This is a genomic window from Dysgonomonas termitidis (genome assembly GCF_042654545.1).
GTDB classification, from domain to species: Bacteria; Bacteroidota; Bacteroidia; order Bacteroidales; family Dysgonomonadaceae; genus Dysgonomonas; species Dysgonomonas termitidis.
This window is the reverse complement of record NZ_JBHSGN010000099.1, coordinates 1-12,732: the sequence shown is the minus strand read 5'-3', so window position 1 is coordinate 12,732 and position 12,732 is coordinate 1. Positions and strand designations below refer to the sequence as shown.

13 protein-coding genes and 2 pseudogenes are annotated in these 12,732 nt (G+C 41.4%); all 15 read left to right on the top strand.

What is annotated here, in order from left to right; all coding sequences use genetic code 11:
- Positions 1-805, top strand: an 805-nt coding sequence (locus ACFO6W_RS16895; RefSeq protein ID WP_379998546.1) for a hypothetical protein, incomplete at its 5' end; no start/stop codon positions are given.
- A complete protein-coding gene (locus ACFO6W_RS16890; protein ID WP_379998544.1) occupies positions 805-1,527 on the top strand; it encodes a TonB family protein in 723 nt (240 codons plus the stop codon). The genes ACFO6W_RS16895 and ACFO6W_RS16890, both read left to right, overlap by 1 nt.
- Before the next feature lie 8 nt (positions 1,528-1,535).
- Positions 1,536-2,099, top strand: coding sequence for an OmpA family protein (locus ACFO6W_RS16885; protein ID WP_379998542.1), 564 nt, complete (start codon positions 1,536-1,538; stop codon positions 2,097-2,099).
- A 126-nt stretch (positions 2,100-2,225) separates the two neighbouring features.
- Positions 2,226-2,696, top strand: coding sequence for a formylglycine-generating enzyme family protein (locus ACFO6W_RS16880; RefSeq protein WP_379998540.1), 471 nt, complete (start codon positions 2,226-2,228; stop codon positions 2,694-2,696).
- Positions 2,688-3,010 (top strand): annotated as a pseudogene (locus ACFO6W_RS16875) (formylglycine-generating enzyme family protein); the annotation flags it as partial. The gene ACFO6W_RS16880 and the pseudogene ACFO6W_RS16875, both read left to right, overlap by 9 nt.
- A gap of 21 nt (positions 3,011-3,031) precedes the next feature.
- The gene (locus ACFO6W_RS16870; protein ID WP_379998538.1) at positions 3,032-3,871 is read left to right on the top strand and encodes an SUMF1/EgtB/PvdO family nonheme iron enzyme; all 840 of its coding nucleotides are present in this window, start codon (positions 3,032-3,034) and stop codon (positions 3,869-3,871) included.
- 110 nt (positions 3,872-3,981) lie between these two features.
- Positions 3,982-4,437 carry an HRDC domain-containing protein gene (locus ACFO6W_RS16865; RefSeq protein WP_379998536.1) on the top strand — a complete coding sequence of 152 codons (456 nt, stop codon included), beginning with the start codon at positions 3,982-3,984 and terminating at the stop codon, positions 4,435-4,437.
- A complete protein-coding gene (locus tag ACFO6W_RS16860; protein WP_379998534.1) occupies positions 4,434-5,618 on the top strand; it encodes an RNA-directed DNA polymerase in 1,185 nt (394 codons plus the stop codon). The genes ACFO6W_RS16865 and ACFO6W_RS16860 overlap by 4 nt, the downstream gene beginning before the upstream one ends.
- Before the next feature lie 86 nt (positions 5,619-5,704).
- A pseudogene (locus ACFO6W_RS16855) lies at positions 5,705-6,604 on the top strand (formylglycine-generating enzyme family protein).
- Between the two features lie 255 nt (positions 6,605-6,859).
- Positions 6,860-7,387, top strand: a complete 528-nt coding sequence (locus ACFO6W_RS16850; RefSeq protein WP_379998532.1) for a hypothetical protein — start codon at positions 6,860-6,862, stop codon at positions 7,385-7,387.
- Complete coding sequence (locus tag ACFO6W_RS16845) at positions 7,377-8,063, top strand: hypothetical protein (RefSeq protein WP_379998530.1); 687 nt, start codon at positions 7,377-7,379, stop codon at positions 8,061-8,063. The genes ACFO6W_RS16850 and ACFO6W_RS16845 overlap by 11 nt, the downstream gene beginning before the upstream one ends.
- A 36-nt stretch (positions 8,064-8,099) precedes the next feature.
- Positions 8,100-9,257: a hypothetical protein gene (locus ACFO6W_RS16840; protein WP_379998528.1), complete on the top strand. Its 1,158-nt coding sequence runs from the start codon at positions 8,100-8,102 to the stop codon at positions 9,255-9,257.
- Positions 9,258-9,416: 159 nt separating this feature from the next.
- Positions 9,417-10,148, top strand: a complete 732-nt coding sequence (locus tag ACFO6W_RS16835; RefSeq protein WP_379998526.1) for an Lcl domain-containing protein — start codon at positions 9,417-9,419, stop codon at positions 10,146-10,148.
- Positions 10,149-10,161: 13 nt separating this feature from the next.
- A complete protein-coding gene (locus tag ACFO6W_RS16830; protein WP_379998524.1) occupies positions 10,162-11,097 on the top strand; it encodes an FHA domain-containing protein in 936 nt (311 codons plus the stop codon).
- A gap of 14 nt (positions 11,098-11,111) precedes the next feature.
- Positions 11,112-12,557 carry a BREX system Lon protease-like protein BrxL gene (gene brxL, locus ACFO6W_RS16825; protein WP_379998522.1) on the top strand — a complete coding sequence of 482 codons (1,446 nt, stop codon included), beginning with the start codon at positions 11,112-11,114 and terminating at the stop codon, positions 12,555-12,557.
- Positions 12,558-12,732: the final 175 nt, after the last annotated feature.

Below are 12,732 nucleotides of genomic sequence, written 5' to 3'. Positions count from 1 at the left end.
GCGCCGTTCTGCATTTGAGGAAGCGAATCCGGGCAAAAAGTATGAAAAGGATTATCCTGCCTGGCTGGAAGCAATGATCATGAAATGCCTTGAAAAGAAGCCGGAAAACCGCTACAGGAACGCACAAGTATTTTTTGACGAGATTGAAAGGAATCTTGCCGGCAGTAAGGGGTGGGCAGATAATGAATTGGCAGGGAAATTGCAGGCTGAAAATACACGCCTTACACAAAAGATGAATAATCTGTATCTATACAATACTGATTTGGAAACTCAGGTAGAGAAATTGAAAAAAAATGCAGATGCAAAAGATTTTAGTATTCAACAGTTGGGACTGCATAATTTTGATGCGACAGAAAAGCTCAAACAGTTGGAATCTAAAAATCAAGAACTGCAAAAGCAATTAGCAGCTGAACAGATGAGGCAAATACCTGAAACAGAGATTAAGCACAATCCATTTTTTATTGCTTTGACAATCGTGTTTGCCGTCGTTGCCCTTGGTTTGAGCGCTTATTTATTGTCTCACGAAAGCGGTGATCAAGCTACCATCGAACAACAAGCCACAGAACTTTCTGATTTAAAGCAAAAAAATGAAATAATCCGGGACTCGGTGCAAATTATTCCGTCTAACTCCGGTTCTGACGCGGAAATAAAAAAGTTACGGGAGGAGATCAGCCGCCTGAAAAACCAGGGAGGAAACAGCAGCCAGGTATCGGGATTGAACCAGGAAATTAACAACTTAAAATCACAGTTAAGGACAAAAGACAATGAGATTAAAGCATTAAAGAAAACGATTGGAGATATCTGATGAGAACATATAAACTACTGATTATTCCAGTTATACTGTTGATGTCCTATGCTACTTTACTGGCACAGGATGGGCGTGATTATTTGCAAAACATCAATACCTGTTTATTAAAAAATGATTGTCGGTGTGCAAAGAAATGGTATATAGCCTATAAGAACGTAACAGGAAAAACAGATGCCGGTGTAGAGAAGCAGATAGCTGCTTGTGAGGGTAATTTGCATACATCCAACGATTCGGGCAAAGTGGAAGAGAAACCATTCGTTACAGTAGAGCAGATGCCTGGCTTCCCCGGAGGTGAAACAGAAATGCACCGGTTTATCAATGATAATCTGAAATATCCGGTTGTAGCTCAGGAGTCAGGGATACAAGGCCGTGTTACTATACGTTTCGTTGTTACCAAAACAGGCGCAATCTCAGATGTAACGGTAATCCGTGGTATCGACCCTTCTTGTGATAAAGAAGCAGTAAGGGTTGTAAAAGCGATGCCAAAATGGATTCCGGGTAAGCAAAACGGTTTGAACGTACCGGTTTACTTTACTCTTCCGGTTGTATTCCGTTTGAGTGAACCGGGTTACAAGCAACATACAATACAAAAGGGAGAAACATTATACTCCATCAGTAAATTTTATGGAATTACCGTAGAAGAATTGATAAAAGCCAATCCTGAAATTAATAATAATGAATTTCGGACAGGCAATATTTTAGAAATCCGTACAAAATAAATAAACAAATGAAAACGTATAAATTACTGATGATTTTAGCCGCCCTGCTAATGGGGAGCATTACCTTATCGGCACAACAAGAAGGAAACGAATATCTGCAAAAAGCAGAAACCAGCTTATCGCAAGGTAATTGCAAGCAAGCCATGCTTTGGTATAATACCTATAAAAACTTAACGAATAGAACAGATGCCGGTATAGAGAAGCGGATAGCAGCCTGTGAAGAAGTAATCCCAGCTCTACAAATAGAGAATCGTGTTGAAACTGTTTTTTTTAGCCCAAAAAGTAGTGCAATCATTGATAGGAACCAAAAAGTTAACATCTTTAACACAGCTAAATATCTTCAAGATAATCCTAGCGCTAAAGTTAAAGTTGTAGGTTATGCAGACAAGAAAACAGGTACTCCTTCTATCAATGAAAAACTTTCTGAAAAACGTGCTAAGAATGTAGCAAACGAGTTGATCAAGAAATACAACATCGATAGCAACCGTGTAACTGTAGTATGGAAAGGTGACACAGTACAACCATATGCTGAAAATGCATGGAATGAGGTTGCTATTTTATTTCTATATTAAGATAGATAATTTTTGTAAATCTGAAAAAAGAATTTGTCGGGCAAAAGTCTATCACTTGTCCTTTGCTTGAAGTTTGGAATAGTTTTGTGTAGACAAATGAAACATTAAAAAACAATAGGATAACAAATGAAAACGTATCGATTACTGATGATTTTAGCCGCTCTACTATTGGGCAACATTATCTTACCGGCGCAAGAAGGGAACGATTACCTGCAAAAAATCGAAAGCAGCTTATCGCAAAGTGATTGCAAAAAAGCTCAGCTTTGGTATAAAGCCTATAAAAATGTAACAAATAAAACAGATGCCGGTATAGAGAAGCGGATAGCAGCCTGTGAGGGTAAAGTTAATATTCCGAACCCTCCCCCTCTTCATTCCTCCGAGCCTGCAATGGTCTATGTACAGGGCGGGACGTTTACCATGGGCTGCACATCCGAACAGGGCAATGATTGCTATGATAATGAAAAACCTGCGCACCGGGTCACATTAAGTGATTTTTACATTGGGAAATATGAAGTAACGCAGGCGAATATGCCGCCCGAGGCGGCAGCAAAAAGACAGATGCCAAATACAGCGGGAGTTATTCTCCCGACAAGGTAGCCTGGTACGGAGATAATTCAGGCAACAAGACGCATCCGGTGGGAATCAAGCAGGCTAACGAGCTGGGTATTTACGACATGAGCGGTAATGTATGGGAATGGTGCAGCGACTGGTACGGCATTTACCCTGCTTCTGCGCAGACAAATCCTGCCGGAGCTTCTGAGGGCTCTGACCGCGTGTTTCGTGGCGGTAGCTGGAGCTTCAGCGCGAGGAGTGTGCGCGTCCCGCGCCGCAGCTACAATTCGCCCGTCCTCAGGTACTACAATCTGGGCTTCCGCCTTGCCTGCAGTTCAAATCCGGAAAATGAAAAATAATAACAATTAAAAAATAAAATTATGCTTTGCAAGAAATGTAATTTTAAGAATGACGCAGACGCACGCTTTTGCGAAAACTGCGGTGTTAGTATTGAAAATGCTAGGGATACAGCTTTAGACAGTCAGGTTACTGACGTACCTCCACACCCATCTGAACCTGAAATGGTTTATGTACAGGGCGGGACGTTTTGGATGGGTTGTACACCCGAGCAAGGCAACGATTGCGATGAAAATGAAAGCCCTTTGCACAGTGTAACGTTAAGTGATTTTTATATCGGGAAATACGAAATAACGCAAAAGCAATGGCGGCTGATTATGGGAACCAATGTGAAACAGCAAAGGGATAAAGCCAATGCGAACTTGAAGATTTATGGTGAAGGAGATAATTATCCGATGTATTATGTAAGCTGGGCGGAGGTTCAGGAGTTTATACAACGGCTAAACGCGGCAACGGGTAAGGCATACCGTTTGCCGACAGAGGCGGAATGGGAGTATGCCGCCCGAGGCGGTAGCCGGAGCCGGGGATACAAGTACAGCGGTAGCGATACGGCAGGAGAAGTGGCGTGGTACAATGATAATTCAGGCGACAAGACGCACCCGGTGGGAACAAAGCAGGCTAACGAGCTGGGTATTTACGACATGAGCGGCAATGTATGGGAATGGTGCAGCGACTGGTACGGCATTTACCCTGCCTCTGCGCAGACAAATCCTGCCGGAGCTTCTGGGGGCTCTTACCGCGTGTATCGTGGCGGTAGCTGGTACAGCATCGCGAGGAGTGTGCGCGTCCCGTACCGCTACAACATTTCGCCCGGCTACAGGTACCTCAATCTGGGCTTCCGCCTTGCCTGCAGTTCAAGATAGATGTTTTGTGCCAGCAAGTATAGGCTTTTGTTAAAAAGCGACAAGGGACGAAGTCGCAAAAAGGCAAAAGCCTTTGATACCGCGAAGCGGTCGAATAATAAAAAATAATTATGCAATTTAAACTGTTTACAGTCCCGACATCGGATGATGGCGCAGCAATCGAGGAAATGAATAAATTTTTACGGTCGCACAAAATACTGGAAGTCGAACAACAACTGGTTTCTACCCGGACAGGTAGCCAATGGCATTTCTGTGTCAAATACCTGGCAAACGCACAGATAGAGAATAAACCCCAGAATGCGGTCAGAATTGATTATAAAGAGGTATTGGACGAAAAGGCATTTGCTGTTTTTTCACTTTTACGTGAAATCCGGAAAAAAATTGCAGGAGAAGACAGTTTACCTGTTTATGCCGTATTTACCAATGAAGAATTAGCCGGGATAGCTGTATTAAGTGAAATTACAGTTGAAAGTATTAAAGAAGTGAACGGTGTCGGTGATAAGAAAGCAGAACGCTTTGGTAAACGTTTAGTCGACCATTACAACCAAACTCAAACGGAAGGATGAAACGGAGGGGATATATTTTCGAACAAATTACGGATATCGATAACCTGCGCCTAGCTTTCTGCAAAGCCAAACAGGGAAAATCAGCAAAAAAAGATGTACTGCTATTTTGTGAAAATACGGATAGTAACTTATTGTCTATCAGGGATAGGCTGATGAGCGGAAACTACCGGTTCGGCATGTACCACTACTTTACAATTTACGACCCCAAACGCAGAGTTATATGCGCGGCATCTTTTGAAGAGCGGATCATCCATCACGCTATCATGAATATTTGTTCCGCCCATTTCGAAAATTATCAAATCCCCGCCAGCTATGCCTGCCGCAAAAGTAAAGGGACTTTTGCAGCCGTTAAAAAAGCAGCTTATTATCAAAAAAAATATACATGGTATCTGAAATTGGATATACGGAAATATTTTGATTCCATCGACCATGAAATATTATCCAGCAAATTGCAACGAATGTATAAAGATAAACGCCTGCTCGATACATTTTGGCGAATAATAGACAGCTATCATGTCAAAGATGGAAAGGGCGTTCCGATCGGCAACCTGACCAGCCAGTATTTTGCCAATCATTATCTTTCATTTGCCGACAAATATGCTACCGAACAGTTGCGTATCCTCGCTTATGTCCGCTACATGGACGATATGCTGCTGTGGGCTGATAATAAAACCGAATTAATGGAAAAAGGAACTTTGTTCGAACACTTTATCATTCAAAATCTGAAATTGTCATTAAAGCCTTTTGTCATGAATAAAACGGAGCACGGTTTACCCGCATTAGGGTTTATGCTATATCCCAATCAAATACGATTGAACAGGCGTAGTAAAAAACGTTTTGCAACCAAACTTACAGCTTATACAGCCCTACTGGATACCGGCAATATGTCCGAAAAACAATTTGCCCGGCGCGTTTTATCCCTCTATGGCTTTATATCCCACGCAAACAGTACAGGATTTATAAAACATATATTACAAGAATCCGGATTGGACGCTAAAGGCTCTAACCGCGTGAATCGTGGCGGTAGCTGGAACAACAACGCGAGGAATGTGCGCGTCCCGAACCGCAACAACAATTCGCCCGGCAACAGGAACAACAATCTGGGCTTCCGCCTTGCCTGCAGCACAAAACAACTTATTGATTTTGAACAAGTGTCCATATCCCTCCCTGAGAAAGGGTAAAAATAATTCATCCTTATCCGGCGAGTAGCAAATGTCCGAAAGACGGATAAGGTTTTTAGGTTTACAAAAAATATAAATAACCGACAATGAAAAAGTATAAACTATCGATAATATTGGTTGCCTTCTTAATGTGCTGTGTGATTTTACCGGCGCAGGAAAGAAATGATTACCTGCAAAGAATCGATTCCTGCACATCGCTGAACGATTGCCGGAAAGCCCGGATCTGGTACAATATATATAAGGATATCACGAATAAAACAGATGTCGGTATTGAACTACGGATAGCTGCCTGTGAAGGCACATCCCCCGAACCTGAAATGGTTTATGTGCAGGGCGGGACATTTACAATGGGCTGTACTCCGGAGCAGGGCAATGATTGTACTGGAGCAGAAAAACCTGCCCATAAGGTAACACTGGGTGATTTCTATATCGGGAAATACGAAGTAACCCAAATACAATGGGAAAAGATTATGGGAACGAACCCAAGTTATTTTAAGGGCGAAGGCGATAACTTACCCGTAGAGAAAGTAGATTGGGAACAAGTACAGGAGTTTATCCGCAGGCTGAATCAAAAGACAGGAAAAAATTACCGTTTACCAACGGAGGCGGAATGAGAATACGCAGCCCGTGGAGGTGTGCAAAGCAAGGGATACAAATATAGCGGTGGAAACCTTGCAGACGATGTAGCGTGGTACGACGGTAACAGCAATGATATAACACATCCGGCAGGTACGAAGAAAGCCAATGAGTTGGGCATTTATGATATGAGCGGCAATGTATGGGAATGGTGCAATGACATCTATGGGAATTATAAAAAAAGCGATTCGCAAACAAATCCCGAAGGAGCCTCTTCCGGTTATGACCGCGTGATCCGTGGCGGTGGCTGGCAATATAACCTAAGGGATATGCGTGTGCCGAACCGTTATGCCAACGCACCCGGTGACCGGTACGGTAATCTGGGTTTCCGTCTTGCATGCAGTGACTGAGGTATCCCTGCGTGGTGTAAATAGAAGTATCTGAAAAAATATAAGATTGCAAAATATGAGTGTGGATAGACTATTAATTGTTTCAGCCGCCTTGATTCCGGGCTGTATTGACTTTTCGGGACAGGATACTAATTTCCTGCAATAAGGTAAGGACTATTAACAATAATATGACTACATATCAACAATGTTAATTATTTGTTATACAATGTATAAAATAATTATATTTACAATTTGTAAATCGTAAATATAAAAGAAATGAAGAAACATAACGGAATGAGGCCGCAGGATGTGGTCATACTTTTGAAAATTTTAACTTTTAAGGGACGTCCGTGGACATTCTCTGAACTGGCCTCGTCTTTGCAAATCAGTGCAGGCGAAGTAAGCACTGCTATGGAGAGAAACAAGGAGGCTGGATTAGTCAATCCCGCTAAAAACAGAGTTAATAAACTTGCGCTACGTGAATTCCTGATACATGGACTAAAGTATGTTTTTCCTCCACAAGCCGGGCATTCTACACGAGGGATTGCCACTGCCCATTCAGCGCCACCTGTCAGCAACCATGTTGTGAAAGGCCGGGAAATATATGTATGGGCATATTATAAGGGAACGCGCACAGGTAATTCTATAGTTCCTCTATATGATAAGATTCCGAAATTTATAGAAAACGACGTGGAACTGTATGAATATCTGGCAATTGCGGATACATTCAGAATAGGAAAAAAACGGGAAGTGGAGGTTGCCACCATGGAACTGGATAAAAGAATGAATGATTATGGCGAATAATATAGAACTTATCCAGTGTGTAGCCGGAGGCCTTGGCTTATTGAAAGATGAGGTCGTTTTTGTCGGCGGTTCGGTTGCCGAATTATATGCACAGCAACCGGAGTTGTCGGATATAAGGCCAACGATCGATGTGGACTGTGTCGTTGAAATCAGCACATATAGCGCATATTATAAGCTGGAAGAAAAGCTGCGCCTATTGGGTTTCCATGACGACACAACTGCCGGCGCTCCCGTTTGCAGGAAAATATATAAGGGAGTCAAAGTGGATATTATGCCTGTAAATCCCGATATTCTGGGATTCAGTAACGAATGGTATGCAGACGGGATACAATATAAAATAGAAAGGGTATTACCTGATGGAACTTCTATTTTTATCTTCCCGGTAGAATATTACATTGCTACCAAATTTGAAGCATTGAACAGCAGAGGCGGGACGGATATAAGGAGTAGCCACGACTGGGAGGACATCGTATATGTAATGACCAATTGCCCGGCAATGCTGAGCAGGATTAAACAAAGCGACAATACGAAGCTTACCGAATACCTGAAAGAGCAATACCTACGCTTATTGAAAAATGCCAATATCCGCGAAATCATATATTCATCTTTACCTTATCATTCGGAAGAAGAGAGTATAGACGATGTCCTTGACCTGATTTATAAAATAGTAAATTAAAAAACGATGTCTAAAAAATAAAATAGAAATGATATTATGATAAATAAAATTTTCAGATCCGGTTTAATAATCTTTACGGTTATTGGTTTGGTTGCCTGTGGACGAAATAAGACAAATCATTCGGAAAAGGCGTTTGTTGAAACCATCTCCAATATAGAACGGGAAGGTGATTCCCAAATTAACATTGATGCCGTTTTCCAGTTGCTCGAAAACTATCCGGAAACAATGGACTTTTCTTTCGACGCTTATAAAGATTACGAAACAAATCCTGATGTACATCTGCCGGGATGGCTCTCTTTTGCCACTTCCAATGACGGCAAAGTAAGGATCTATAGCATTGAAATGAATGGCGGTGTCAGTAATCCCAACTATACCAGTTATTGCCATTTTATTCAATTCAGGCATAATGAAAAAGTGTTTCTTAAAAGTGTCATTGAATATTTTAATTCCGGTTTCTTCGTTGATGGGATTTTTTCTGTCGAAACAGAAAACCAAACATATTATCTTTTCAGATTTACATCGGGAATATTCGCACAAGGAAGCCATTATAAACAAATAATCAAAGCATATCAAACTGATAATAACGGTCATTTTAATAGTAAAAAATTATTCAAAACAAAAAAAGAAAACCTTGATGAAATAGAAATCTCGTGGGATTATGATTGTATCGAACAAGACATTCCTTCTTTGAGACATGAAGGTTGTGGAGATGAAATAATATACGACAGTAACGATAAAAAACTATTTGTTCCTTATATCATTGCCGTTGAAGGCGGTAACGCAATGACAGAGGGAAATCTTATCTATCAATGGAAAGGCGACCATTTTGAATATACCGGTATTGCTCCGGTCAAAATCCTGGAAACGGAAAAATTCCGTATACAAATAGATATAACGAACAACGGAAAGTACCGTTATACTTCGTGGTCTAAAGGAAAAAGAATGCCGGATAAACCTGATTTGATTATTGAGAATGGAATAAAAGAGTGCTGGTGTGAACCAGGGATAGAAGATTGCAATTGTAATACTACCTATGATAATGGCGAGAGCGCAGTACTCGGGGAAAGATATATTTTTGAGATGGGAAATTATATATATATGTATGAAGATGGTTGGATAAAAGGAGGCTATGTTAATGAATTATCCGTAATTAAAAACGGCTACAAAATTTTAACAGAAAGAATAGTCGAATGATAACCTGAAACCCGAACTAGGAAAAATCAGAGTTTATCAGTGGAATTAAAAATTTACCTGTGCTATTATCCGGAAGAAATGGATATAGATAATATTCCTAACCGGACTTATAAAACAGGAGATTAAAAATGATATCTAAAAAAATAAAATTACAGAAAAATGAACGTGAGCAGATTATTAATTGTTTCAGTAGCCTTGATTTTGGGCTGCTCTGCCCTTTCCGGACAGGAAACCGGTTTCCTGCAACAAGGCAGGGACTGTTACCGGCAAGGCGACTATGAATGCGCCATTAAAAATTACAAAAAATCGCAAGCCCTGGAAAACCAAAAGGTGGATGATTTGCTGGGCAATGCCGAAAGTTGCCGCGCCTTGTTGAAAAAAGGAGATGACTATTTTTTTCAATCAGACTATGCAAAGGCTAAAACGTACTATCAATTAATCCTTGAGACGAATCCGGAGGATGGCAATGCTAAGAACAGAATCACAGCCTGCGACAAAAATTTGAAACAATCAGAGGCTCCCTATGTGGAACTAAAAGGTGTCAATATCATTGTTGCAAAGAAAGATGCAAGTAACGAGAGTCTTGTTTGGGCGGACGCAAATACATTGTGTGAAAATTTAATACTTGGAGGATACACAGATTGGCGATTACCTACAAAAAATGAATTATCTACAATCTTTACTAACAAAGATATTATTGGAAGTTTTCATAATATGTACTATTGGAGTGGCACAAAATGGAGTAGCACTAGACATTCTGCTGTTGACCTAGCAGGTGGCAAAGTATTGGAAGCATATGACACACAAACTATGTATTGCCGTTGTGTACCTAGTACTATTCCACCGAGAGTATACCCGAGAGCTACAGGCTTAACAATATACAAAAATTAAATAAATAAAAACTATGTTCAACAAATTAATAAATTTCTTTGCACCGAAAGACGAAGAAATACCGAAAGAAACGCCGCAGCAAGAAGTCCCGAGAGCGGAAAGACAGGAGAAAAAGGGAAATAATCCACAAACGGCTACCGATACCGTAACATTCCGCAGTAATTTAATAGAGGCGATTGTGAACAAACTACGCCCACAAGCATTCGCGGATAAAGTGGACGGTTATTATACATTATATGTCGCAGGAACGAACGATGACCTGAATTACCAAGCCGAAATAAATAAGGCCGACTTCCTGAACGATTTACTTTTGGCATTGGAAAATGCGAATATTACGGCAGTAGCCAATGTTCCATGGACAATAAAAACCGAACTTCCGCCGGAAAACGCGGCAGGTATTTCGGAGGTGATGCCCGGCATCCGTTTGCAGTATGTAAATAAAGTAGCAGAAGCAACGCCCGCACAACCGGTTCACACCAAAGCCAGAGTGAGTATCTGGCACGGTAGGGGCTCCCTTGTACAGAATTCTTATCAGCTCGATTCCACAAAGCAAAAAACATACAACATAGGCAGAGGCGAGTTTAACGAAGAAACATTCCATGAAAATCATATCGTCATAAATGATCGGGAAAGCAATCCTGACAAAAATGAACTGAATACTTATGTGAGCCGGATGCATGCTAAAATCGTGTTTGTGGAAGGAAAAGGATTTTGCCTGCAAGTGTTGCCCGGCGGCAGTAAATTAGCTTCCAATGGCAGGACACGGATTATACACGGCGAAGATTCGAGTGTCGAAGCACAAAACCTAAATGTCCGGTACCAGTTGTTTAACGGGGACATCATAGAATTGGGGCGTAAGGTTTTGCTGAAATTTGAAACGGCAGACGATAATATGACGGAAAACAGAATCCGGCCCAATAAAGGTTTTGAAGAAGAAGACTTGTTTTAACACCGATAAAGATTATGAATGAATTAGGACAAAAAATAAAACAGGCGTTCCCGGATGTCGCAATCCTGAAAAACCAAGACAACTACAGTGTTTTCAACGGGCGAAATTTGCCTTCCTTTGTGAAAGATTTCCTTATCCGCAAGCATATCGATGGCGAAGGGATTTTGGACAGGAATGCCATCGTCTCATTTCTCGACAAGCATATTCCCGATGACAATAATATGGTAAAAAGCCGCCTGTTAAGCCAGGAAATCGTACAGCTTTTAACCCGCTTTATTATTTCAACCGACATCAAAGAAGGAAAAGTCCGATTGGCTATACCGGATGCGGGAATTAAACTTACCGAGGCATTTATTCCCGAATGGTTAATAAGCAAGCATAAAGACGACCTGATAGACGGTGAAAAATGGGGTGTTATCAAACTGAAATACAATCCGCCTTACGGACGGGAAAAAGGGTGTATCGAATTGACGGAATACAAGCCGTTCCGCCCCTATAAGGTCGATCTGAAATATTTTACAGATTGCCGCAAACAGTTTTCGACAGAAGAGTGGGTAGACGTCCTGCTCTCTGCAATGGAGTATAATCCTCAGGGATTTGATAATATGACTCAAAAACTGGAGTTTATATCCCGCCTGCTTCCTTTCGTAGAGCCGCGTTTGAATATGATTGAACTGGCGCCTAAGGGAACAGGGAAATCGTATGTTTTTGGCAATTTGAGTAAATACGGGTGGCTGGTAAGCGGCGGAAAAGTGTCGCGGGCCAAATTGTTTTATGACAAGGCACGGCAACAACCCGGAATAATGAAAAATTATGACCTGATTACTTTCGATGAAATACAAACCATTGTTTTTCAAGATCCATCCGAAATGCAAGCTATCCTTAAATCTTATCTGGAGGCAGGCAAGGCAACGGTGGATAACTACGCGTTCCTTTCCGAATGCAGTATGATGCTGATGGGAAACCTGCCTTTAACAAGCGACAACCAGCCCACCGACAACCGGTATTTTACGGCTTTACCTGAAAATTTCCGCGAATCCGCTTTGTTAGACCGTTTCCATGGATTCATAGAAGGGTGGAAACTGCCTCGTATGGAACAGGGTATGATATTGAAAGGCTGGACTTTGAACGTTGAATATTTTTCGGAAATCCTCCATGCACTCCGTACTGCTCCCGAATATTCATATCTCATTAATGAAGTAATATATTCCGAAGAAAAGAGCGACCTGCGCGACCTAAAAGCTGTAAAAAGGATTGTCACGGCATACTCCAAATTACTGTTTCCCCATATTACAAGCGTCGAAGATCTGGATAAAGAGGAATTCAACACCTATTGCCTTGAACCTGCCATCCGCCGTAGGGGAATCATAAAAGAGCAGTGCCATAAGATAGACGACGAGTTTAAAGAACATATGCCCGACATCCGGATTACAAATTATGGAACAATAAATAACAATTAAACCATATAATCATGTCACAATTATTTTTAAGCGAATATGAAATTTTAAGCAGCAGCACCTCCCACGAGGGCGCATTCGCTACTGTCTATAAAGTGCGCCACAAGCAGTTGGGTTACATCCGCGCTATCCGTGTATTGCGCGAAACCATCGTAAACGAGAGTGACCTGAAATACCA